General features: G+C 46.9%; 24 protein-coding genes. 17 read left to right on the top strand and 7 right to left on the bottom strand.

Features of this window, described 5'->3' with window-relative positions:
- Positions 1–25 precede the first annotated feature (25 nt).
- Entirely contained in the window at positions 26–226 is a 201-nt protein-coding gene (locus KNO91_RS03855; RefSeq protein WP_214786011.1) for a hypothetical protein, read from the bottom strand.
- On the bottom strand, positions 223–456 hold the full coding sequence (locus KNO91_RS03850) for a hypothetical protein (protein WP_214786009.1): 234 nt from the start codon (positions 454–456) through the stop codon (positions 223–225). The genes KNO91_RS03855 and KNO91_RS03850 overlap by 4 nt, the downstream gene beginning before the upstream one ends.
- Positions 457–579: 123 nt before the next feature.
- On the opposite strand from KNO91_RS03850, the gene KNO91_RS03845 reads away from it, so the two are divergent.
- Entirely contained in the window at positions 580–795 is a 216-nt protein-coding gene (locus tag KNO91_RS03845; RefSeq protein WP_214786007.1) for a zinc ribbon domain-containing protein, read from the top strand.
- Between the two features lie 155 nt (positions 796–950).
- Entirely contained in the window at positions 951–1256 is a 306-nt protein-coding gene (locus KNO91_RS03840) for an RNA polymerase sigma factor (RefSeq protein ID WP_214816314.1), read from the top strand.
- Here KNO91_RS03840 and KNO91_RS03835 read toward each other — a convergent pair.
- Positions 1202–2002 (bottom strand): HAD family hydrolase, encoded by an 801-nt coding sequence (locus KNO91_RS03835; RefSeq protein WP_214816311.1) that lies wholly within the window; start codon positions 2000–2002, stop codon positions 1202–1204. The genes KNO91_RS03840 and KNO91_RS03835 overlap by 55 nt on opposite strands.
- Before the next feature lie 62 nt (positions 2003–2064).
- Between KNO91_RS03835 and KNO91_RS03830 the strand changes: the two genes are divergently transcribed.
- From KNO91_RS03830 to KNO91_RS03810, 5 genes are all read left to right on the top strand, one after another.
- Complete coding sequence (locus KNO91_RS03830) at positions 2065–2331, top strand: hypothetical protein (RefSeq protein WP_214816308.1); 267 nt, start codon at positions 2065–2067, stop codon at positions 2329–2331.
- Between the two features lie 69 nt (positions 2332–2400).
- Positions 2401–2961: an RNA polymerase sigma factor gene (locus tag KNO91_RS03825; RefSeq protein ID WP_196431369.1), complete on the top strand. Its 561-nt coding sequence runs from the start codon at positions 2401–2403 to the stop codon at positions 2959–2961.
- Entirely contained in the window at positions 2958–3680 is a 723-nt protein-coding gene (locus KNO91_RS03820) for an anti-sigma factor (RefSeq protein ID WP_214816305.1), read from the top strand. Before KNO91_RS03825 ends, KNO91_RS03820 begins: the two co-directional genes overlap by 4 nt.
- A 64-nt stretch (positions 3681–3744) precedes the next feature.
- Entirely contained in the window at positions 3745–4650 is a 906-nt protein-coding gene (locus KNO91_RS03815; RefSeq protein WP_214816302.1) for a Gfo/Idh/MocA family protein, read from the top strand.
- Positions 4651–4663: 13 nt separating this feature from the next.
- Positions 4664–4855, top strand: a complete 192-nt coding sequence (locus KNO91_RS03810; RefSeq protein ID WP_214816299.1) for a hypothetical protein — start codon at positions 4664–4666, stop codon at positions 4853–4855.
- Between the two features lie 44 nt (positions 4856–4899).
- Here KNO91_RS03810 and KNO91_RS03805 read toward each other — a convergent pair whose 3' ends face one another.
- On the bottom strand, positions 4900–5799 hold the full coding sequence (locus tag KNO91_RS03805) for a DMT family transporter (RefSeq protein ID WP_214785993.1): 900 nt from the start codon (positions 5797–5799) through the stop codon (positions 4900–4902).
- A 325-nt stretch (positions 5800–6124) separates the two neighbouring features.
- Here KNO91_RS03805 and abc-f point away from each other — a divergent pair, with 325 nt between their 5' ends.
- Positions 6125–7969 carry a ribosomal protection-like ABC-F family protein gene (gene abc-f, locus KNO91_RS03800; RefSeq protein WP_214816296.1) on the top strand — a complete coding sequence of 615 codons (1845 nt, stop codon included), beginning with the start codon at positions 6125–6127 and terminating at the stop codon, positions 7967–7969.
- A 17-nt stretch (positions 7970–7986) separates the two neighbouring features.
- On the opposite strand, the gene KNO91_RS03795 is transcribed toward abc-f, so the two are convergent.
- Together KNO91_RS03795 and KNO91_RS03790 are read right to left on the bottom strand one after the other, a co-directional pair.
- Positions 7987–8151 (bottom strand): hypothetical protein, encoded by a 165-nt coding sequence (locus KNO91_RS03795; RefSeq protein WP_214816293.1) that lies wholly within the window; start codon positions 8149–8151, stop codon positions 7987–7989.
- A gap of 569 nt (positions 8152–8720) precedes the next feature.
- Entirely contained in the window at positions 8721–9569 is an 849-nt protein-coding gene (locus KNO91_RS03790; protein ID WP_214792559.1) for a Cof-type HAD-IIB family hydrolase, read from the bottom strand.
- Positions 9570–9702: 133 nt separating this feature from the next.
- On the opposite strand from KNO91_RS03790, the gene KNO91_RS03785 reads away from it, so the two are divergent.
- The 9 genes from KNO91_RS03785 to KNO91_RS03745 all read left to right on the top strand — a co-directional run bounded on the left by KNO91_RS03785 (position 9703) and on the right by KNO91_RS03745 (position 21921).
- Positions 9703–11217, top strand: a complete 1515-nt coding sequence (locus tag KNO91_RS03785) for a glycine betaine uptake BCCT transporter (RefSeq protein ID WP_214816290.1) — start codon at positions 9703–9705, stop codon at positions 11215–11217.
- 140 nt (positions 11218–11357) lie between these two features.
- Complete coding sequence (gene kynU / locus KNO91_RS03780) at positions 11358–12632, top strand: kynureninase (protein WP_214816287.1); 1275 nt, start codon at positions 11358–11360, stop codon at positions 12630–12632.
- Positions 12633–12644: 12 nt separating this feature from the next.
- On the top strand, positions 12645–13484 hold the full coding sequence (gene kynA, locus KNO91_RS03775) for a tryptophan 2,3-dioxygenase (RefSeq protein WP_214792553.1): 840 nt from the start codon (positions 12645–12647) through the stop codon (positions 13482–13484).
- Between the two features lie 15 nt (positions 13485–13499).
- Entirely contained in the window at positions 13500–14120 is a 621-nt protein-coding gene (kynB, locus tag KNO91_RS03770) for an arylformamidase (RefSeq protein ID WP_214792549.1), read from the top strand.
- Between the two features lie 251 nt (positions 14121–14371).
- Entirely contained in the window at positions 14372–15190 is an 819-nt protein-coding gene (locus tag KNO91_RS03765; RefSeq protein WP_214816284.1) for an SDR family oxidoreductase, read from the top strand.
- Between the two features lie 16 nt (positions 15191–15206).
- Complete coding sequence (locus tag KNO91_RS03760; protein WP_214792543.1) at positions 15207–16085, top strand: DJ-1/PfpI family protein; 879 nt, start codon at positions 15207–15209, stop codon at positions 16083–16085.
- Positions 16086–16163: 78 nt separating this feature from the next.
- Positions 16164–17066, top strand: a complete 903-nt coding sequence (locus tag KNO91_RS03755) for a helix-turn-helix domain-containing protein (RefSeq protein WP_214816281.1) — start codon at positions 16164–16166, stop codon at positions 17064–17066.
- Between the two features lie 139 nt (positions 17067–17205).
- The gene (locus tag KNO91_RS03750) at positions 17206–21621 is read left to right on the top strand and encodes a hypothetical protein (RefSeq protein WP_214816278.1); all 4416 of its coding nucleotides are present in this window, start codon (positions 17206–17208) and stop codon (positions 21619–21621) included.
- A 6-nt stretch (positions 21622–21627) separates the two neighbouring features.
- A complete protein-coding gene (locus tag KNO91_RS03745; RefSeq protein ID WP_251126538.1) occupies positions 21628–21921 on the top strand; it encodes a hypothetical protein in 294 nt (97 codons plus the stop codon).
- A gap of 55 nt (positions 21922–21976) precedes the next feature.
- Here the strand turns inward: KNO91_RS03745 and KNO91_RS03740 are convergent, their stop codons facing one another.
- On the bottom strand, positions 21977–23134 hold the full coding sequence (locus tag KNO91_RS03740; protein ID WP_214816275.1) for a glycosyltransferase: 1158 nt from the start codon (positions 23132–23134) through the stop codon (positions 21977–21979).
- Positions 23135–23145: the final 11 nt, after the last annotated feature.

The raw sequence follows: 23145 nt of genomic DNA, 5'->3' as shown, positions 1-23145 counted from the left end.
CACGAAAAAAACCTAGACGTCACTTTCACGTACTAGGTTCCTCTTCTTTGAATGCGAGATGATGTTTGGTTAACTCCATTTGTAGGATGTTGATGGCATTCGGTCCGATTCCGTGCCAATTTTCCACCTCATGACGCGTATAGTGACACAGTTGACTTAAGGACTCGATTCCTTTTGACGCCAGAGCTCTTCGGGCTGGTGCAGCTAATTTCGGTAAGGCGATCATCCAATCTCCACCTTCCGCTTTCTCACTCGTTCGTTGATAGGAAGACAGGCAAGAACTTGTTCGATTCGAAACGTTCGTCTGGCCCGTTTATTCAAATCCCACGCCACGACATGTTCCCCTTGCATTTTAATCAATTTGACCCGCCGTTTTGAAAACGCCCCATGTCGATCCACATATACCATCTCCGTGACCAGACCCGAACGCATCCATCGTAACAATTCTTCTCTCATCCTGCTTTCCCCTCCTTTAACTCCATTATACAGAACATTTGTTCTTGTTTCTATGGATAAGCTGTTCGCTTACTCAAATTTCGATTATGATGAAGGAAATTCAACAAGAAAGGAAAGAAGACCATGACCTATGTTTTGTTACTGATTTTAGCGGTCTTTTTATTCGGCGCGATGATTTTCGCCGCACTCGCGTTACCGAACCTTCGCAATATTCTATTCAACCGTGGCAGTTTGTTTAATCAACAGAGTGAGACCGTCACTTGTCCGAAGTGCAAAACGTCGTTTAAACGTGCTCCAGGAGATGCACAGACTTGTCCGAATTGCTATCACACGTTTTGAATGGGTAAGTAGTTGCATATTCGTTTGCCGTTTTTCACATCCTTTTGTTTGAATGACCTCAAATTAGTGAAATAAGAAAAAGGATGCTTTATCCAAGTAAAGTTCCTTATTCTTTTTTACTGTTGAATCCTCATTCCATGCGAAAGGAGTTGCATATGCTTCCTACACTCGACGAGCGCCTAATCGATCAAATTCGTTTAAAAAATCGACAAGCCCTAGAACATTTATATGCCCGCTATGAAAATCTTCTCTATCGATATGCGCTTCATCTAAATAACCATCCCGCAACTGCTGAGGCAGCTTTGACGGACTTATTTTGTCAAGTCTGGCAACAACGCCTCAACTTCGAACCCCATACAGAAACCGTTCGTGCAACCCTTATGCGTTCGTTAGAACACATCATGCATCATATGAAAGAAGAGACATCTGCTTCGAGCACTTCTAAAATCCCTTCTGCATAGGGCTTTTTTGTCACCGTTGAATGCAACCACTTCGCCTGTTCGGTCGCATTGTTCACTAAGTATCCGTTCCCGACATGTTTCAACATGCCAATGTCGTTCCCACTGTCACCAAAAGCGTACGTATCTTCTCGTAAAAAGGAAGCAGTGGCGTATACATATTCTAGGCTTGATACTTTCCCCGCATGCTTCGGATAAAAATCGACATCGAATGCATCAGCAGGGTCACCCGCTTTCGGATTGCATCGACTAATATTGACAGCAATGCCCTCTTCATCAGCTAGCACTTGGACGCCTTCTCTCCATTTCCGTTGTTGATGACGTATGTAATAACTCCGAATCCAAGGACTTGTCCCATTCCCTGGCTGTTCTTCCAGACCGATCCTCATTTGTTCGACTTGTGACACGATACGTTCCACTCGAGACACAAAATCGCTCGGGAACGACTGTTGATACATCCTATCTTCAACAAACGTCCCGTCCGAACCGATTCGATAGAGCTCCGTCCCAAGACTCGAAGCAATTCGATGTGGCCAAAAGCGAAGATTCGCCCGTTTTACTTTTTCGTGTAATGACGCCAGAGAGCTTCCTGTCACCCACATTGTCGAAAATTTGGAGGAATGTCGCTCTAGAAAATCTTCAAGACGACGCACGGATGCCAATTGAGCTGGCGTACATGCATGAGGAAAATAAGTCTCATCAAAGTCAAAACAAATGAGAATGTTTCCTTCATTCGTAAATCGCTTCATCGTATCGTCTCCTTATCGTTTTCTCTTTCTCCTATAGTACAATGAAACAGAGGAGGCATCTTATGATTCAACGTATCTTTCAAGTATATTGCCAAGTGAGTAGCCTGATTACAGGATTTTTCATTGTTTTCGCTTTTCTACTCGGCATTCGATCCTATTTCTTTTGGATAACGGTCAGTTCTCCCTTGATTGCTATCGGATTGATGCTCGTGACAGCGGTAGGACTGAGCGCCATCACCTATACCTTTTTAGAGAAATTACGATTGTTCATTTATACGAGACTTCCAAGCCAATCATCAACATGTTCAATAAATAGTCACACAAAATAGTCATCCATTTTTCTATTTTGTCCGTTAGATCAATACAAGGGACATCCCTTCTGCGCAAAGGAGTATGTTATGACTGACTTAGAATTATACGAGCGTGTCCGACAAAAGGACAAAGAAGCGCTCGAAATATTGTATGATCGGTATGAGCGAATTTTATACGCCTTTGTTCTACAGCTGACAAAGGATCGCGATTTAGCCGAAGAAGCCATGCAAGAAGTATTTATCAAGTTGTGGCGCGGCGGTGGCGTCTATGATGACTCGAAAGGCAAATTCAGGTCTTGGCTCTTTACGATGAGCCGCCACGTGGCCATCGACTTGATTCGAAAGCGTAAACCTGATTTACAATTAGATGAGTCCTACGCCGAGGCCATCCCTTCTGAGTCACCATCCGTTGAAAAAGAAGTGGAGTGGCAAGAAGAACGCGCTCAAATCGAGACGGCCATGGCAACACTTCCGGCCGAACAACAGCAAGTCGTCCGACTCATGTACTTCCAAGGGTTGAGTCAGCAGAAGATCGCTGATGCATGTGGTATCCCGCTTGGTACAGTGAAAGGAAGGGTCCGACTGGCGCTGAAGCAACTGAGGAAACAGTTATCCCATGAATTCATCGGAAAGGAGGTAGAACAATGAACGCATGCGACCAATTGATTGACTATTTCAACCAACATCTATCAGAAGATGAGCGAGCGAAATTTGAACAACATCTGGCTTCGTGTAAAGATTGTCAAGAAGAGCTCGAACAACTCGAAGCACTCGTCGGTGGCGTCGCGTTCTTGTCTACTCCGATTGAACCACCCCGAGGCATGAAAGCACGTGTCCTCGATCGTGTATTCGAAGAAGAAGACAATGAACCTGTAACATCTTCTGTGACATCTGATCCCGTTCCACCTGTCACACCTTTCAAAACAAAACGAGAACGGAAAGTACCTGTCTGGGGGATGGTTACGCTTGCCGCGGCACTCCTTCTCTCTCTGATCGGAAACGGGTATCTGCTCACCAATCAACCCGACTCACCTGGCATCGCATTGACCGAAACGATTCCACTTGAGGGTGAATCGGAAGGGACCGCTTATCTTGCAGAGCAAGACGGTACGACTCAATTGATTGTCCAAACGAACGGCTTAGCCTCACTCGACGACAATGAAGTGTATCAAGTGTGGCTGTTAAAAGATAACGCCCCAATCCCGACCGGTGCTTTTGTCACAGACGATAAAGGCAACGGGACCGTCATCTATACGCTCGACTCGGATGAAGTCGACGTCGACTGGGATACGGTCGCCGTCACGAAAGAACCAAACCGTGGAAACGAGACACCAGAAGGTGAAATCGTCTTAAGCGCAAGTTTATAATTCCCTAACCGGACGCATCTGCCGTCCGGTTTTTTTGTTATGATGGACCAAAGGAGTGGATAGGATGCAAAAACCTAAAATCGGGATCGTCGGACTCGGAAACATTGCCCAAAAAGCGTATATACCGATCCTCGCGAACCACCCACGTATTGACGTGATCGGTGCCTTTTCTCCGAATAAATCTAAACGGGAGAGCATTTGCCAAACGTATCGGATGACCTCTTTCGATACGCTAAGTGAACTCACCTCATCGGTCGATGCGGCCTTCGTACATAGTTCGACTGAAACTCATTATGACGTCGTATCGTATTTACTAGAGCACGGAATCGACGTGTATGTCGATAAGCCGCTCGCAGCAACATTGGATGAGGCGGAACAACTCGTCGAGCAAGCCGAACGGCTCGGTCGCAAGTTGATGGTCGGATTCAATCGACGCTTCGCCCCGATGTACAAACGTCTCCAACAGGAGTCACCTGCGCATATGATTGATGTGGTGAAACATCGAGAAGACGGCATCGGTCCTCATGATGCGACGTTCACGCTACTTGACGACTATCTACATGTCGTCGATACGTTACGCTTCCTCGCCGGAAACGAGCTTCGACTTGTTTCTGGTCAAGTCGAGGTTAATGCCAAACAGGAACTCCGCTTCGCCCGCCACGTTTGGCAAGATGAGCATGGGATGCACACGACATCGATGCATCGCTCGGCCGGCGCGAACCATGAGCACGTCTCCATCGTTCGTGACGGAGAGCGATTGTCTGTGGATGAGATGATCTCGTTACATCGCTTCAAAGATGGACGACATGAAGTCGAAATATTTGGATCGTGGGACACGACACTCACCCAGCGAGGATTCCAAGGGGCAATCGACCACTTCCTTTCTGCGCTCATCGATGATACGCCGATTCAAACAGACGGTCGTGTCGCCCTCGAGACACAGCGACTTGTCACAAATCTAATCAAATAGAGGAGGGCTACATATGGATTTCTTTTTCTACATTATGGTCATGGTGATCGTCGTTTCGTCGGTCGGTGCCAACACGATTATTAAAACGAGAGAAGCCCGTGTCGAAGAACGTCGTTTGAAAATTGAGGAAGAGAAACTTGCCATCCAACGTCTCCAACTCGAAATTAAACGCGAACAAGACAAGCTCGATCATCACGGCTTTTAATCAAAAGCGGTCGCCCCGATTTTTAGAGGGCGACCGCTTTGTCGTCAAAGATTGCGTTCTGAAATGGGCAGCTGTTGTCGTCGTTCTGCGAGCGTCGACCACGTCACGGCCGTCATGATACAACCGGCACCAATAAAGAAATTCAGATGAAGCGTCTCATTCAAGACGAGCCATCCGAGCGTCCCTCCGACCAATGGTTGAAAGAAGAAAAAGAGTGACCCGACACTCGCATCCATCAACTCAAGCCCTTTGTTCCAAAAGAAGAACGCCCCTGCCGTCGATACGATACCGATATACAGGACACTGAGCCAAAGGACACCATTCAATTCCGGAAAGCCGTTTTGCATGACCTCCATACTCATCAAAGGGGTCATCAACAACCAGGCGACTCCAATCGCAAACGTAGTGAGCGTCAACGTCGATAAAGTCTGTGTTCCGATTTTTACATAGATGGACATGAGTGCCCACGTCACGGCGGCTAATACGAGTATAAAACTACCTAATCGATACGTCCCTTCCCCTTCCCAACCAACCACAATGAGAACACCCACCGTCGCCAGTCCGAGCGCCCCGATTTTGACTGGGGTCAATCGTTCCTTCAACAAAATTCGAGCGAATAAGACCATAAACGCCGGCGTCGCTGCGGTCACGAGAGATCCGGTATGCGCATCCGATAGCTTCGTCCCGATAAATTGAAACGAAATCGAGGCGACATACCCGATGACACCGACGAGTCCGATCCATTTCCAATCCGTCCGCCGAATCGATTCCCGTCCAAACCGAAGCCAGACAACGAATAACACGGTAAATGCGACCGCATATCGTAACCAGACGAATGTGAACGGTTCGATATAGGCGAGCGCATATTTACTGACCACATACATCCCGCCCCATATACTCGCCGCAAGTGTTAAACTGAGTGCCCCTAACCATTCTTTCCTCATGCTCTCGCCCCCTCAATGGCGACTATATACGACGCCTTCGCTTCGATTTCCTCTATTTTCGTTGTCAGCCATATGAAAAACGCTTACAATTAAGTCATAGATGAATGGAAAGGAGGGAGAAAGGTGAATTTTGTCGGACGTACGCATTGGACAACAGAACATTTGTACATTTTGCGTGCGATTTTTCACGATGTCGCTTAATCAAGGGACCCGTCTGTCCTTTTTTAGACATTGCTGAATATACGACAAAGCGCCTCTCTCCTTAAACCGAGCGCTTCTTTGCGCTCGGTTTTTTTGATAGGCCCTAACTTAGGAGGAACCTATTATGTTGATTGATCTTCAACACATTCAAAAACAATACGGTGGTCACACCGTTCTCACAGATGCGAATTTATTGATAAACGAAAATGAACGAGTCGGGCTCGTCGGCCGAAACGGAAGTGGCAAAACGACGTTGTTGCGCATGATTGTCGGCTCTGAAGAGCATGATGCCGGGACGATTTACCGTCGGCAGCGACTCTCCATCGGCTATTTAGTTCAACTTCCCGACTATCCCGGTCATAGCGGACGCGACGTGCTCCTTACTGCCTTCGAGGACGTGCTTCGTCTTCGCGAGAAGATGTCTCGTCTCGAGCAAGAGATGGCGACGTCTGAACAACTCGAACGTCTCCTCGAATCGTATGGTACCGTCCAAGCACAATTCGAACATACGGGCGGATACGTCTACGAATCAAAAATCAGTGCGATGATTGACGGGCTAAAGCTGACCTCGTTCGTGGACCAACCGTTCGATACGTTGAGCGGTGGGGAACGAACGAAAATCGGTCTCGCCTTGGCGCTTCTTCAAGAGCCAGAGCTCCTCATTTTGGACGAACCCACGAACCATTTGGATTTAGAAGCGATGACGTGGCTCGAATCCTATTTACGGGATTATGCCTCAGCGCTCCTCATCGTCTCCCATGACCGCGTCTTCTTGGATGTGGTTGCTACGCGAATCGTCGAATGTGAAGACGGGGAATTGACGAGTTATCCTGGCAACTATACGGATTTCGTCGCACAAAAAGAAAAACAGCTACTCGACCAGTTCCATGCGTATACCGAGCAACAAAAGAAGATTAAAAAGATGAAAGAAACGATTCGGCAATTGCGCCAATGGGCCAACGAAGGTCATCCACCGAACGAAAAATTTTATCGTCGCGCCAAATCGATGGAAAAGGCACTCGAACGGATTGAACGAATCAAGAAACCACAACTCGAAGCCGACCAACCGAACATCCACTTCACGACGAACGGTCGGACCGGACGTGACGTCTTCGAAGTGAGTGATGTGACACTCGTCTATGACCGTCCCTTATTTGAAGACGTGCACTTTTATACGGGGCATGGGGAACGTGTCGCCATCGTCGGACCGAACGGGAGTGGGAAATCTTCACTTTTGAAGATGTTACTCGGTGAAGTCATGCCGCAAACCGGAACCGTAAGGCGCGCCGACCAAGCCAAAATCGGTTATTTGTCGCAACATATCACGTTCGATGAATCACATCGGTTGATCGAAGCATTCCGAGACCGGATTGCAGTCGATGAAGGAAAAGCGAGACACCTCCTCGCCCAGTTTTTGTTCTACGGACCGAGCGTGTTTAAACCTGTCTCAAATTTGAGCGGTGGTGAGAAGATGCGACTCATGCTCGCCATCCTCGTCCATGAAGAAATCAATGTCCTCGTCCTAGACGAGCCGACGAACCACCTCGATATCGAATCGAGAGAGGCGCTTGAAGAAGCGCTCGAACGATTCCCTGGAACGGTCGTCACCGTCTCCCACGATCGTTACTTCTTAAATAAGCTGTTCCCGATCACGTATTGGCTTGACGGGACGACGACACGATTTGAAGGCAACGTCGCCTATGCCCTCGAAAAACGGGGACAAGAATCAAAAGAGGAATCGAAAGCGGAACCCGTCAAACCATCCAAATCAGTGAAGCAGACGACATCTGCTTCATCTACAATGAACGAAGAAGCTCATTTGACTCAATTAGAGGCGGAACACCAGGCATTACTTGAGCAGATGAACGAATTGAACGACCTTGATGAGTTGATGGCGCTACAGCAACAAGTCGATGCACTGCAAATAGAAATCGATGACGTGATGACACGTTTACTCGAATCCCTATAAAGAGAAGCGGCACCCAATCAAGGGCGCCGCTTCTTTTGCTCGAATCGAGTCTGTATGAAATAGCCGATGACCGCGATGGCCATCAGCCCGATCGGGAGGAGACGGTAAAGACCTTCCATCGTTCCCGTCGTCAATAGAATCATTCCACTAAGGAACGTCCCGAACCAATATAGCTTTGGCATGTCATCCCTCCATCGATTGCATTCCTCCCATAGGATACCACAAGAAAAGCGCCCTCACTCGGCGCTTTTCTTGATTCTCTAGTCCCCGGACTTTCATCCAACCAAGCCCCGCTCGATTGACCGTCCCATCTATGATTTGGTTCGACTAGAGATGTCAAAGCCAGCGTGACGCATCATTCGAATCGGTTCGTTGTCTATTGGCTCACTAGTCGTCTTCCATCAAACGAAATGAAATCGAACAAGTGACTCGTAGACCGTTTTGATTGAATGGGCACGGCAGGACTTGGCACCTATGATGTCCACTTCTGACGCGGATCATGTGGAATTCCTTATACAAACAGTCTGTCTGGTATGCTTGCTCGGATGGCAAGCAGAGGCCGACGCATCATCGTTTGGAATACACGATTCACGTTCACATGGACTTTCCCATCCGCCTTCTGCCATCAGCTACAGGTGACGAAAGTGCCTACCCTTTCCCCGACTCATTTCAGAAAGTGAATGGTTACATGTATACAATATCCGTTTTAAGCGTGGTTCAACCCTCGTTCACGATTTCTCCATAATCCTGTTTACACATAATGCGTCAGTGCGTAAGCGACCCCGTCCTCTTCCACATCTTTTGTAATATGTGTGCTCAAATCTTTTAGCGGGTCCACAGCATTCCCCATCGCAATCCTCGTCTCTGCCACTTCAAACATCGACACATCGTTCAAATTGTCTCCGATTGCGACGACATCACGCATCGAAATCTGATAATGTTCCGCTAGCTGTTTTAATGCTGCCCCTTTACTCGCATGTGGGTGTCCAATCTCAATTTTCGTCCACCCCGCCGTCGTAATTAAAATATCGTTCCGTGGTTCATAGATTTTGCGCAAACGATGTAGCTTTTGGCGATCGAACGAGTAGACAAACACCTTGTACACCTCATCTCGTGCAAAGTCGATGTCTTCCATCGAATCCATATACGTCAGACCGAATTGCTCATTTTGAATCTCAATCTCACGTTCTGCCCATTCACGGGTGAACGATTGATCATGCGGCAATACTTCATCAAGTTCCCGCTTTAGTAAGTCGCTTCCCGAACGGAGCACCTTCACACCCGCATTTGTATAAAATTCGACGTACGCATCGTCCGCCTTCGCAATCTCCCATAACTCATCTACAACTGTTCGGTCCATTGCATGATAGTAAATTCGCTCGTTCTCATAAAAGCCGATTGCTCCGTTACCTGACAAAATCGGACAGACGAGGTCACTTCGCTTCAATAGCTCCTCGATATCATGGATGGAGCGTCCTGAACAAATCGCGACGATATCGCCACCCTCTTGCCGACGACGAATCGCTTCTTGGTTCGCCTCTGTAATCACACCGGTGCGCGATAACAGCGTCCCATCTAAATCAATAGCAATCAATTTCATAGCATTCCCTCCTCTTTGTTTCTTTTCCCGATTCCACTCCACAAAACACGATTAAACGCGCTTCCTGTTTGCAATGTGGAGATTAGGGAACGGTTTATTAGTGCTACATAATATTTTTTGGAAGGAGACATCTATGAAAGATTCTACACAAAAGCCACGTTTGAATCGCGTCTTTTACATCTCAGCAAGTTTGATCGCCTTACTCGTTCTATTCGGAGCCATCGCTCCAACGACATTCGCTTCGATCGCAGGATCTATTTTCAACTTTACGACTCGCTCGTTCGGTTGGTTTTATTTACTATCCGTCTTCTTGTTTGTGCTCTTTTTAATCTTTTTAGCGTTCAGTAAATACGGAAAAATCCGTCTTGGAAAGGATGACGATCGTCCACAATATCCGTTCTTCACCTGGATCGGCATGTTATTCTCCGCTGGATTCGGTGTCGGACTCGTCTTTTGGGGTGTTGCCGAGCCGATGAGTCATTTCTTCACGCCACCGTACGCGGATACGGAAGCACTGACGGTTGAGGGAGCACGTCTTGCGATGGCTTATTCGTTCTTCCATTGGGGTGTCAGTCAATGGTCTGTCTTTGCGATTGTCGGACTGATCATCGCCTACTTCCAGTTCCGTCGTAATGCGGATGGACTCATCTCGACTAGCCTCTCACCGCTTATCAAAGAACGACCGTACAAACAACCATTGAACCAGACGATTGATATTTTAGCGGTCATCGCCACTGTCATGGGTGTCGCGACGTCACTTGGTTTAGGTGTTCTTCAAATCAACGGTGGCCTAAACAGTGTGTTCGGGCTCCCAAACACCGCTTGGATGCAAGTCGCCATCATCGTCGTCTTGACTGCTCTCTTTTTAACATCGACGACGACTGGGCTCGATCGTGGCATCAAATGGTTGAGTAATATCAATTTAGGGACCGCCCTCGTCTTGATGGTCTTTGTCTTCTTTGCCGGTCCAACCATCTTCATTTTAGAAACCCTCACCCTTGGGCTAGGTGACTACTTACAAAATTTCATTCGCTATAGTCTTCGTTTGCAACCATATCAGCAAGGGACATGGGTCCGGGATTGGACCATCTTTTACTGGGCATGGGCCATCGCCTGGTCACCGTTCGTCGGAGCGTTCGTCGCACGTGTCTCACGAGGACGGACCATCCGTGAATTCATCGTCGGTGTCCTCATCGTTCCTCCGTTCATCGCACTCTTATGGATTGCCGTATTCGGCGGCACTGCCCTACATCTAGATTTATTCGAAGGGACGTCGATTGCCGAAGCCGTCAATGCGGATGTGACGAGCGCTTTGTTTGTGACGTTTGCCGAGCTCCCGTTCAGTTTCATCCTGTCCGTCTTGTCGATTCTATTAATTTTGACGTTCTTAATCACGTCAGCCGATTCCGCCACCTACATTATCAGTAGTATGACGACAAACGGAAGTCTAAACCCTCCCCTCCCTGTTCGAATCGCCTGGGGTGTTCTATTAGGAGGAATCGCTGCCGTCCTATTGATTGCGAGTGGCTTAGAAGGACTTCAAACTGCGTCGTTGATTTCTGCCTTGCCCTTTACGATTATTCTTCTCTTGATGGTCTTCACACTATTCAAGTTACTTCGACAAGAGAATGTACGAAAAATAAAGTAAGGCGCATTCTTCACCGCTCAAGATCATGCTTGAGCGGTTTTTGTTTGAGTCGTCGCCACCTCGTTGTTTATTGACTTCCTTATGTCCGATTGCTACGATTTTGACAACGTACACAGCTTTAAAAGGGGGAAAATGGGGACATGAAAGATTTCACACGTGCTTACGCACAACAACTAGACAAACAAGACCCGCTCGCATCGTATCGGAAAGAGTTTTATTTACCGGAAGACGGGATTTATATGGATGGGAATTCACTCGGTCTCTTATCAAAACGAGCCGAGCGCACACTCCTTGAATCGCTTGCAGACTGGAAAGAACTCGGGATTGACGGTTGGATGTCGGGGCGTCACCCTTGGTTCAACTTGTCCGAAGAGTTGGCCGAACTGAATGCGCCGCTCATCGGTGGAAAGCCGGAAGAAGTTATGGTCACCGGTTCGACGACGGTGAACTTGCATCAACTCGTCGCCTCTTTCTTTAAGCCAGAAGGCAAGCGTACGAAGATTTTGGCAGACGCCCTCACCTTCCCGTCTGATATTTATGCTTTGAAGAGTCAGCTCGAACTACGCGGGCTCGACCCATCAGAACATCTCGTTCAAGTGGACAGTCCGGACGGACGCTTCTTAATAGAAGACGATTTGATTGCCGCGATGACCGATGAGATTGCGCTCATCGTGTTACCGACCGTCCTGTATCGGAGCGGTCAGATTTTAGATATGTCTCGTCTAGCGAAAGCGGCGCATGAATGCGGTATTTTAATTGGATTCGATGCTTGTCACTCCGTCGGCGCTATCCCTCACGACTTCCATGAATGGGGTGTCGACTTCGCTTACTGGTGCAACTACAAACATTTGAACGGTGGTCCAGGAACGGTAGGCGGTTTATTCGTACATGAACGTCACTTCGGCACGGCACCTGGACTCGCTGGATGGTTCGGTTCACGCAAAGACAAACAGTTTGATATGGACCATACGATGACACCGGCTGAGCATGCCGGTGCGTTCCAAATCGGGACGCCACACGTCATGAGTCTCGCTCCGCAACTTGGCGCTCTCGAGATGTTTAATGAGGTCGGAATGGAAGCGATTCGTCAAAAATCGCTCGCACTCACGACGTATATGATAGATTTGATCGAAGACATGCTGGCACCACACGGATTCTTTATCGGCAGCCCGACGGACACACGTCAACGCGGTGCCCATTTGAGCCTTGAGCACCCAGAGGCGGCACGCATCTGTAAAGCATTGAAGAAACATCATATCATCCCAGATTTCCGGGCACCGAATATCATCCGTCTCGCACCGGTCGCACTGTATAACACGTTCACCGATGTGTATGACGTGATTGTAACGTTGAAGAAAATCATGGATGACAAAGAATATGAGGCGTTCGAGAACGTCCGTGAAGTGGTCGCATAAGGGGGAACCGACATGAGTGAACGTATGGAACATAAAGTGGAAAAAACGATTCAAACTGACTTCTCGAAAGACATGTCGTACGGTGACTACCTTCAGCTCGACCCAATTTTGTCGAGTCAGCATCGTCTTTCCGACCACCATGATGAGATGTTGTTTATCATCATCCATCAGACGAGTGAGTTATGGATGAAGCTCATCTTGCATGAATTGACGGCGGCCACGACCGCTATCACGAACGGGGAACTCGAGCGCTCATTCAAGATGCTCGCCCGTGTCTCGAAGATTCAGCAGCAACTGATCCAATCATGGGGCGTCCTCGCGACGTTGACTCCGGCAGAGTATTTGGAGTTCCGGGACGAGCTCGGCTCTTCATCCGGTTTTCAGTCCTACCAGAACCGACAAATCGAATTTGCGCTCGGTTTTAAAAACGCGCGCACACTCAGTGTTTATGCGCATGATGAAAAGCTGTATCCACTGCTCGAAGGCTCGCTTCAAGCCCCTAGCATTTATGATGTGACTGTCCGTGAAATGCATCGCCGTGGTCTGTCGATTGATGCGAGCGTGCTCGAACGAGATGTCACACAGGATTGGGAATGGAACGAGAGTGTCGAGAAGGCGTGGGTCGAGGTCTATCGAGACGTCGAGACGTATTGGGACTTATATGAGCTAGGTGAAAAGCTACTCGATATCGGTAGCCAGCAACAGATGTGGCGCTTCAACCATATGAGTACTGTGGAACGAATCATCGGACAGAAAATGGGGACAGGTGGCTCGTCTGGCGTGAACTACTTACGCCGCGTGCTCGACCATCGTTTCTTCCCTGAGCTTTGGACGGTCCGGACATCACTATAAGAGGAGCTGAACGAAATGACATGGATTGATGTATCACAACCGCTTCATGCCGACGTGACGACATGGCCGGGAGACACGAAGTTTTCGTACGAGATTGCTTGGCCGATGGCACAGAGCGGTTCGGTCAATGTCGGGAAAGTGACGATGAGTTTACACGTCGGAACACATATCGATGCACCTTTCCACTTCGATGATCACGGAAAACGCGTCATCGACCTCGACCCTTCCCTCTATATTGGTCCGGCACGCGTCATTCATCTGCCGCATAAGTCTAAAATTGAAGCTTCTGACTTGGACGGTCATGACTTGACCGGGGTCGAACGTCTCATTTTGAAGACAGATGGTTGGCCAGATAAACGCGTCTTTCCAGAGACGATTCCTGAACTGACGCCGTCTCTTGCCGATCGCCTCGGGGAACTAGGGATTTTCTTGATTGGACTCGATTTGCCATCCGTTGATGCGATTGACAGCAAAGAGATGAGCGCCCATCATGCGTTAGCACGAAATGGCGTCCATATATTAGAAGGGCTCGTCCTAGACGACATCTTGCCGGGAGATTATGACTTGAACGCCGTCCCTCTCCCGATTGTCGAAGGCGACGGAAGCCCCGTTCGCGCACTGCTTCGCCCTATGTGAACGAGTTTTTGGACTGGTACGAAAAAGTGATTGCAGTATGTCTAAAAAGACGTTGATTCTCTTTACGTTTCGAGAATTAGCGTCTTTTTGTTGTACAGAAAATCATTTGAAATTCTGGATTTGTATTGAAGTTCATCAGATTCGTATAAGACGCCATACTTTTTTCTAAATTATAATATGAATAAATAAATGTCATTTTGAAAATATTTTATAAAAAGAAATGTTATAGGACTTTTAAAAGGAGGATTTATATGAAAAAAACAGTTTTCATTACAGGTGCGTCAAGTGGTATTGGGAAGGCGACGGCGAAGCGTTTCAAGGCTGAAGGTTGGAATGTAGTGGCTACAATGAGAAACACACAAGATGGCACCGACCTTGAAGGAGATGGTGTTCTTGTCACAAAGCTTGATTTACTTGATTCAGAATCAATTAAGCGTGCAGTTAAAGAAACAGTAGAACATTTTGGAAAAATAGATGTTTTGATTAACAACGCAGGTTATGGCGCTTATGGTCCTCTAGAGGCTACACCGATGGATGTATTAAGAAGACAATTTGATGTAAATCTATTTGGATTAGCTGAAGTCATTAAAGAAGTACTACCTATCATGCGAGAACACAAAGATGGAACAATAGTAAACGTATCATCCATCGGAGGACGAATGGCATTCCCTTTTGGTTCTCTATACCATGGTTCAAAATGGGCTGTCGAGGGACTTTCCGAGGCATTACATTTTGAAGTACGCCTTTTTGGTGTTCGGGTCAAACTCATTGAACCAGGTGGAGTGAATACAGATTTTAGCGGAAGATCTTTTGTTTTTTCAAATGATGAAAGTCTAGAGGAATATCAACCACTTGTAGAGTCATTCATAGAAGCAATGTCCAATATGGATACTTCTAGAAACCAAAACCCTCAAGAGGTAGCGGATGTTATTTGGGAAGCAGCAACAGATGGTAGCGACCAGTTGCGCTATATATCCGGAAATGATGCGAGAGCAACATTGGGAAATCGATACTCAAGTGAAACAGATGAGCAATTTGTAGAGTATATGAGAAAATCATACGGTTTATAATCAAGGAGGAGTCGCAATGGCAACAGTTGTAAAGAAAGCGCTAGGAATTGCCCCAACTAAAGAAAAAAATGGTCGAGGATTTATTCCTTCACCACTCGGAATACTGTTAGGTGTGGATAAAAAAAGTGGCTACACGCATAACAAACGTGTTGCCGGGAAATACAAAGGGAATAAAAAAATATTAGTGCTCTGTACGGAAGAACGCTACTTCAAGATGGAAAACGGTTCTTTATTTTCTACTGGAAATAACGTTCAAGAGACTGCAGTTCCATTGATGCATTTAACGAATGCAGGATTTGATTTTGATGTAGTGACGCCAACAGGTTCATCGGCAGTTCTAGAACAATGGTCGATCCCACGAAAAGATCATGCAGTTCTCGCATTTATGAGAGAAAAGAATTCGAAATTTGATCAACCACTCTCACTTCAAGATATGGTTGGTCGCGGAGACTTAAATGATGACTCCCCCTATGTAGCGCTCTTTTTACCGGGTGGTCATGGTTCGATGGTTGGTTTACCAACGAATGAACATGTTGGGAAACTCATACGTTGGATTCATCAATCTGACCGTTATATGGTCACTGTTTGCCACGGTCCGGCTGCACTCTTGGCTGCATCAGTAAATACGAGTGATCCTCACCCATACAGAGGTTATAAGATGGCTATTTTCCCAGACAGTGTTGACAGACAATCACCTTCATTAGGATATTTGCCTGGAAAACTACCTTGGTATCAAGGTGAAAAACTTTCTGAACAAGGTTTGAGTTTTATTAATAAAAAAGTTGAAGGCGCAGTACATGTTGATCGAAAACTCTACTCCGGGGATAGTCCTAGAGCATGTGATCAACTTGGAAAATTAGTAGCTGATACTTTACTAAAGGAACTGGCACAATAATAAATATGGGTAGTCTCCATGTTAAAAATCGTTTGAATTGAATTTTAAGAAAAAATAAATCATATCAGGAGAATGATTATGAATACTGTTAGGATCGAATCAATAAGTAAAATGCATAAGCTTCTTGGACTAGCTCCGCCTAAACATCCTCATATTAGTATTTTCAATTGGGAGGATGTTCAACCTCAAGAAGGTGCAAATGAAAAGAATGATGGACTAGCAGTTTTTGATTTTTATATGGTAAGTGTAAAAGATTTCCCTTGCGGACAGTTGAAATATGGCAGAAACACTTACGATTTTAGTGAAGGGTCAATGATGTTCGTCGGACCCAACCAAGCTATGAGTAGTACTGATGATACAACCTCTTCCGGATGGGCGTTGATCTTTCATCCAGAACTGATACGTCACAGTAAACTAGCAAAAAAAATGTCTGAGTATACCTTTTTCCACTACAATGTTCATGAAGCTCTCCATTTATCCGAAAAAGAAAAAAGTATCATCAGTGCATTAGTTGACCAAATTCAAGAAGAATATTCAAGTAATATTGATGTATTCACGAAAGAAGTCATTGTGTCACAGCTAGAGCTACTGTTCAATTATTCCCAAAGATTTTATAGTCGACAATTTATTACTAGGACAGCTCACAATAGTGATCTTGTATCAATGTTTGAAGCTCACCTCATAGATTGGTTTGATTCCGGGAAAGCTAGCGATCTAGGTCTTCCAACTGTAAAACAATGTGCTGATAAAATAGGGATGTCCCCTGATTACCTGTCTGATATGTTGAAGCAAGAAACAGGGAAAAGTGCACAAGAACATATTCATTATATGTTAATCGATAGAGCCAAAAACGAGCTTCTTAGTACGTCACATTCTGTTAGTGAAATTGCCTACACACTAGGTTTTGAATATCCGCAGTACTTCAGTAAACTCTTTAAAAACAAAACAGGAATGACCCCTTCTCAATATCGTTCAATTTGATGGAAGAGTTTTCATCAATCTATTAACTCCATGTCATAAAGAGATAGTCGGAATCGGCTGTCTCTTTTTTGATTAGACAGGGATAGTCCGACGTTTGGCGAAATAGATGACATACGTTATGAAAGGAGGCAGATCGGGCTTGCAACGCATCTTATCCACTCTACGAAACGGTCTGCATACGTACCGTTACGATCTCATCGCCTTGACGATTATGATGTTATGCATATTCGTCTATGCGTACCCGCTGTTTTCCCCGGGAATGGTCGTCTTTAGCGATATTGCTTTCGGTCTATCGTCTGACCGTTATATCGAAGAGATTTTTGGTGCCTGGAATGAGCGATGGAGCACGACGACATTGTTGAACGTTCCTCGACTCGTCTTTATCGCGCCTCTTTATGGACTGAGTCTATTGTTTGGTGCATCTGGACCGTTTTTGATCAAATCATTCATTTTATCGTTGCTTGTTATGTCGGCGCTCAGCATGTATGCGCTCGTCAAACGACTCCATTCGATTTATATCACGAAACATTTTCAATTGATGACGCTCATGACATTCACGCTCGCCGGTTTATTTTATGCGTTGAACCCATGGATCATCACACGTATCCAACACATTTACCTTTTATGCGGGTATGCGTTATTCCCGTTCGCACTCCTACTCTTCTTCAACTTGTTCGACCCGAAATTCCGCCGTCAGTTGGATCCAGACTTCTCGTTCGACAAACGACTCTCCCCAAGAATCTGGATTGATGCCACCGGATTGTCTGTGACGTTCATGTTCATGTCGGCCGGGATTCATTACTTTTTCTTCTCAGCCATTTATATGGGGATCATGCTCGGGCTCATCGTGCTCAAAACGCTTTGGACCGAACGGAAGACGTTGCCGTTCAAATCTTATATTTTCTACTATGTCCGACTCATCACGGCAGTCGGATTCGTGTTCATCTTGTTCAACGGCTACTGGTTCTTTATGTATGTCGGTTCCATTCTATTCGGAGCACAGGCATCCCAACATAATATTAACGTCACCGAGACGTTGATGTTGTTCAGTCGCAACTCGTCCATCGAGAACGTACTCTATACAATCAGTTACTGGTGGCCGATGTTTGACTTGCATACACTACCGTTGACGTTTTGGGTAGCGGGTGGTGTCTTGCTCTTCTTCATCGCAATCGGTTTTCTCGGTAGCTATAAACGACCGATTCACTTGTTCTTCGGCTTACTCGGTGTCGGTCTGATCATCTTTGCGACCGGGACATATGAGTGGGTAGCAACTGCATTCGTCGCGCTCGTCACGTACACACCGTTGATCGGTCCGATGTTCCGTGACCCAAATAAACTTGTCGGGCTGTTGATTGTCAGTTACAGTCTACTGCTCGCACTTGGGATTGGAATTGTCGATGCCAGACAATCCAAGGCAATTCCCCGACCGCTCTATCGCGGCATCCTTTTCATCGGCAGCTTTGTCGCATTGACACTCTTTATTCATCCGTATCGTACCGTCTATATGGAAGGCTTTTATAAGCCTGTCAATGTGCCTGAAGAATATGCGACCGTCCAAGATGAGGTCGAAGGGAAATGGCTTCAGTTCCCTGTTGCCGATGAGATGACGCAGCCGATCACCGGCGTTGCGACACCGAGATGGAATCAAAACCCCGCACTCGGTGAGACGGTCAAACCGACTGGGGACTTCCATGTGTATAGTTCTCTCGAAAACACGGTGTTCCATCACGAAGGATCGACGCCTGCGATTCGCTATCTGTTTTCGCTCCTTCAGTATCTCCTCGACACAGGACGTTCAGACGAGGCGAGCAACTTAATCAAAGTGTTCGGTGTCAACCAGTTCGCGTATCGAGATGAATATTTAGGGATGGAGGAACGTCAACAGTTCAACTTAGAGATGCTTGCCTCGCAACGTGACTTACTCCGGACGAAACAAGTCGGACTGTTCACCTTATTCGATGTCGTCGCCCCGCTCACCGACCGGACCGTGCCCCAGCTCATCGTGACGCCTTACGGAATCGATCGATCCATCACATATGGGACACTGCCTGGATATGAGCAAGGGAAGCAATCGATTCTATTCACGACACAGCGACATAGCGACGACTTTGAGTGGATTCGTCCAGGTGACGCGATTGAGATGATTGAGCAAAAAGATATGCTCCTCAGCCAGGTTCCGGACGACTATTACTGGAAGCCGTTCGAAGCGATTGATTCCGCCAACCCGTTTCTCACGTGGGGCAAAACTCTTTTCGCGAACAGTGACTGGCGTTGGTATCAACAGACGCAAGGCGTGAAAGACCCTGCGTTCGACCTTGATTTCGGAGACGGCGTCGGATTATCTTTCGCTTCTGCCCGCATCGATGCCCCACCGTACGAGCTCGACGACTTACCCACAAAGCAAGTCGCCTCGTTCAACTCGATGCTCGAAGACGAGACGTTCTTTAAAGCAGATAATCCGGATATCGTTGACCTGTCCCCAAATCCGTTGTCTTCGACGAACGATTTACCACTTCTACAAGCGGAGGTCGCAAAAGGAGACCCGAACTATATTTGGCAAGTCGCGAAGTCCGGTCTGTTGCCGGCACTCCCGAATAACGCGTATCGGTTCGATATCATCGCATCAGGTCGAGGCGTCGACCGCTTGCACGTCAAAGTTCGCTTCTTTGACGCGTCCGGAGAAGAAATCGACCAAACCTACGTCGTGGCACCAAGAGATTCCGGAAATTTAGACGGGATTCACCTTCGCGGGGAATACGTGACACCACGAGCGGCCGAGACGATGCGCATCGACTTATTGAGTTATCAAAAACCAGAACGAAAGACGTATTGGTGGATTCACGATGTACAAATCGAGAGCTTCGAGTCGCATATGGTCCCGAATACGTTCTCCATCACAAAAGAGACACCGCCGGGTCGCTATATCGGATTCGCTCGTGTCTTGATGAATCAGAGTGGCGGACAGCTTGATGTCACCATCAACGATGACAAGCAAATCGTCGAAACGACTCGGCAAACGGGTGCACGTCTTGAATGGGTACCGCTCGGGATACATGATGTCGGTACGGAAGAGACGACCATCACCGTTGAGAATACAGTCGGTTTTAACGCGATTCAAAATATCGTCTTCCTGCCCGAAGACGAATGGACATCTTTACAGCAATCTCTCGAAAACGTACTAGCACCAACGAATACGTTCATGGTGCTCGAAGGAGAACAAGACTTTGATTATAGCGGCACAATCCAATCCGAGCGTAACTATCCGTCGCTCAGTTTCGGGAAAGGTGTCTCACTCACGTCCGGCACATTGTCTCGTACGATTGATGTGGCAGAACCCGGTAATTATCGATTCCATATCAATCTGACACCGCCTGTGTCGACAGATGGGACGGTCCGCTTGCGTCTCCTTCAGGACGAAGATGTCGTCCAAGAAGAAACAATCGATGTCACAGCGATGCGGCAACTGCCTGATGTAAAAACCGAGATCGGGTCGAAGACGGTCACATATGATTCCTTGCGTCGTGATTTCCCGTACAAACTTCAGGAACTCGACGGCGTCCACCCGACTATGAAACGTTGGACACCGAATACATTTGAGATGGAACCGGGATCGTACACGCTCGAACTAGCTGTGGAAAGTCGCGTGCCGTCACGAATCGAGCTGGAGGATTTACGAAAGTTCGACCCGAACGAGATTGTGGTGACTGAACCACTTGCGACACCCGAGGCTGCCGCCACGTGTGCGACTTGTGTATCCATTACAGACGATATGTTCGAGTCAACGGTGGAAGACGATACGTTTATCGCATCCTACGAACCGACTTGTTCTTGTGACTGGTACATCTTCGCATCGGAACAAATCGAAGCACTCCCAGACCGAGAATATTTGGTTGCTTTTGACGCACGAAGCGAACAGATTCGAAATCGTCACGTGAAGATGTACTATCTCGACGAGGAACGTCGCGTGATTGGGACTGACTTCATCAGCGAAGTGGAAGAATATCGTAAATCGACATGGAACCACTATGAACAGATTTTGATTCCGCCAGAGGGAACCACCTCGATGCAGCTTCATATTTGGGCACGGGGAAATATTGAAAATGCCGGGAGACTCGAGATGAAAAACTTGAATGTCGTCCGCTACGATCACCTTCTCCTGACCGATCAAGTGACCGTCGAAGAAGTGACGGAACGTCCACTAATCGCAAATACAGAAGCAGAATCCCTCGATGTGACACGAAGCGTCATGAAACGAACGGTCTCTCACGAAGATTCGCTCGGTCGCTTCACGTTAAACGACTCTCCGTCCCCGCTGTTTGAACTCTTGACAGATGAGGGGGCGCAGCGTGGTGAAGTCGCATTGAACGGCGTGACACAACTGTACATGTCTTCCGAAAGTGACGTACAGGTGAATGCCGTCTTACGTCTCGTGTACTTCGCAGGCATGGTCCTCCTGTTACTCGCCACACCGCTTTCGTTCCTCTTCTATTGGAACGCGCGACAAGAAGAGCCGTTCCTTCGTCGGATGCGACATCGATTCAAGAAAGGATGACGCATGATGATTCGGACTCTAGCGCTCACGACGTTGATAGGCTGTATGATGATTCTTAGTGCTTGTACGATTGATGATGAAAAAAGTGTGATTGAAGACCGGGAAGGATACACACTATTGATTGCTCCGTCCGACCAAGACCCTGAAGAACAGTATGCGCTACAAGAGGTGATACTCACGTCTTCGACGATTGTTGACGGCAAAAAGAATCACCTTGATGCACTGCACGTCGGAGACGTCATCACGATCGACTATGCCGAGACAGACTCTTCGATTGCCGAATCGATTACACACAAATGAGTACAAACAAAGCCCACGTCCAATAAGAGACGTGGGCTTTGTACGTGATGTGATGTTATCGTCTGGCTCGATTGACGGCCCGCTGCCGGCGTAAAAGAAGTGCCATCGTCTTCAAAAATGCGATGGAATCTTTCACGAGATCGACGTGAGACCCCTCCCGTTCGATACAGGTCACTGGTTGTTGATAGACACGAAGGCGTTCTTTTTTGGCGGCATACATCATCTCCAAATCGATGGCGAACCCGCTCGTTGCGCTCAAATAAGGAAGTAACCGCGGAATCGCCCGGCGATTAATGATTTTGAGACCCGTCTGTGAGTCCGACACCCCTTTTGGTAGGAACGGTTTTGTAATCGTTCGTTTTGCGAAACTGACAAATTTTCGGACGAGACTCCGATCTTCAATCGTCAAATCTTTCGTGCCGATGACGATATCATAATAATCATTTTCTGCGATGCTCAATAGTTGAGCGATGTCATCGACTTTGAACGAATTGTCCGCATCGACGAACACATAATATTCGCTCGAGATATGCGTCATTCCCTCGATAAAGAGACCTGCTTTTTTCGTATTCTGCTTCAACTCATACATCTTCAAATAATCAATTTTGAACAACGTGTCCGTCGCATTCATGACGATATCCCGATACTCCTGTAACAAGTGTTTCGATTGATCGGAAGAGGCATCATCTACAAAATAAATCGACCCATGTAAGTAATTTCGTTCAATCATTTTGGTAAGGGATGTCAAAAAAGCATGAATATGTGAAAACCGTTTCTCTTCATTGAAAATTGGTAATATAAAGGCTACAGTCCCTTTTTTCACAGCATATTCTGGATGAATAACATTTTGAATTTCGGCTAACAGTTCATCTGCATACTCTTCTCTATAATAGAATATTCTAAATATCCCATTCCCTAACAATTGATTGAAGGGGAAGTTCCCTCTATGTCGAATAACGTCATCAACCCATAAAATCGATGACTGGGGATGATAGGTGCGCAGCGCCGCAGCAATCGTTAATCCGGTTTCATAATCAACATAATCAATCACATATACTTTAATATGATCTTTCATTGCACGAATTTCTGGTGAAATCTTTGGTTCAGAAGATGGATTCGATTCAGAAATCATAAGCTCATAGTGCGGGATAGACGAAGCGTACGGAATGTTTCGTTGTCGATCTGTAAAAATCACTACTTTACCTTTATCCATCACATGGTCCT

The sequence above is a fragment of the Exiguobacterium sp. s59 genome (assembly GCF_018617475.1).
GTDB lineage: Bacteria > Bacillota > Bacilli > Exiguobacteriales > Exiguobacteriaceae > Exiguobacterium > Exiguobacterium aestuarii.
This window is presented reverse-complemented; position numbering and strand designations above follow the sequence as displayed.

What these genes read in the sequence shown, in the direction of transcription:
- KNO91_RS03755 (WP_214816281.1), top strand. Translation starts at nt 16,164, where the DNA reads ATGAATACTGTTAGGATCGAATCAATAAGTAAAATGCATAAGCTTCTT.
- KNO91_RS03765 (WP_214816284.1), top strand. Translation starts at nt 14,372, where the DNA reads ATGAAAAAAACAGTTTTCATTACAGGTGCGTCAAGTGGTATTGGGAAG.
- KNO91_RS03850 (WP_214786009.1), bottom strand. Translation starts at nt 456, where the DNA reads ATGAGAGAAGAATTGTTACGATGGATGCGTTCGGGTCTGGTCACGGAG.
- abc-f (WP_214816296.1), top strand. Translation starts at nt 6,125, where the DNA reads ATGTTGATTGATCTTCAACACATTCAAAAACAATACGGTGGTCACACC.
- KNO91_RS03825 (WP_196431369.1), top strand. Translation starts at nt 2,401, where the DNA reads ATGACTGACTTAGAATTATACGAGCGTGTCCGACAAAAGGACAAAGAA.
- KNO91_RS03740 (WP_214816275.1), bottom strand. Translation starts at nt 23,134, where the DNA reads ATGGATAAAGGTAAAGTAGTGATTTTTACAGATCGACAACGAAACATT.
- KNO91_RS03845 (WP_214786007.1), top strand. Translation starts at nt 580, where the DNA reads ATGACCTATGTTTTGTTACTGATTTTAGCGGTCTTTTTATTCGGCGCG.
- KNO91_RS03745 (WP_251126538.1), top strand. Translation starts at nt 21,628, where the DNA reads ATGATTCGGACTCTAGCGCTCACGACGTTGATAGGCTGTATGATGATT.
- KNO91_RS03835 (WP_214816311.1), bottom strand. Translation starts at nt 2,002, where the DNA reads ATGAAGCGATTTACGAATGAAGGAAACATTCTCATTTGTTTTGACTTT.
- kynB (WP_214792549.1), top strand. Translation starts at nt 13,500, where the DNA reads ATGACATGGATTGATGTATCACAACCGCTTCATGCCGACGTGACGACA.
- KNO91_RS03840 (WP_214816314.1), top strand. Translation starts at nt 951, where the DNA reads ATGCTTCCTACACTCGACGAGCGCCTAATCGATCAAATTCGTTTAAAA.
- KNO91_RS03855 (WP_214786011.1), bottom strand. Translation starts at nt 226, where the DNA reads ATGATCGCCTTACCGAAATTAGCTGCACCAGCCCGAAGAGCTCTGGCG.
- KNO91_RS03810 (WP_214816299.1), top strand. Translation starts at nt 4,664, where the DNA reads ATGGATTTCTTTTTCTACATTATGGTCATGGTGATCGTCGTTTCGTCG.
- KNO91_RS03790 (WP_214792559.1), bottom strand. Translation starts at nt 9,569, where the DNA reads ATGAAATTGATTGCTATTGATTTAGATGGGACGCTGTTATCGCGCACC.
- KNO91_RS03815 (WP_214816302.1), top strand. Translation starts at nt 3,745, where the DNA reads ATGCAAAAACCTAAAATCGGGATCGTCGGACTCGGAAACATTGCCCAA.
- KNO91_RS03760 (WP_214792543.1), top strand. Translation starts at nt 15,207, where the DNA reads ATGGCAACAGTTGTAAAGAAAGCGCTAGGAATTGCCCCAACTAAAGAA.
- kynA (WP_214792553.1), top strand. Translation starts at nt 12,645, where the DNA reads ATGAGTGAACGTATGGAACATAAAGTGGAAAAAACGATTCAAACTGAC.
- KNO91_RS03805 (WP_214785993.1), bottom strand. Translation starts at nt 5,799, where the DNA reads ATGAGGAAAGAATGGTTAGGGGCACTCAGTTTAACACTTGCGGCGAGT.
- KNO91_RS03830 (WP_214816308.1), top strand. Translation starts at nt 2,065, where the DNA reads ATGATTCAACGTATCTTTCAAGTATATTGCCAAGTGAGTAGCCTGATT.
- KNO91_RS03795 (WP_214816293.1), bottom strand. Translation starts at nt 8,151, where the DNA reads ATGCCAAAGCTATATTGGTTCGGGACGTTCCTTAGTGGAATGATTCTA.
- KNO91_RS03820 (WP_214816305.1), top strand. Translation starts at nt 2,958, where the DNA reads ATGAACGCATGCGACCAATTGATTGACTATTTCAACCAACATCTATCA.
- KNO91_RS03785 (WP_214816290.1), top strand. Translation starts at nt 9,703, where the DNA reads ATGAAAGATTCTACACAAAAGCCACGTTTGAATCGCGTCTTTTACATC.
- kynU (WP_214816287.1), top strand. Translation starts at nt 11,358, where the DNA reads ATGAAAGATTTCACACGTGCTTACGCACAACAACTAGACAAACAAGAC.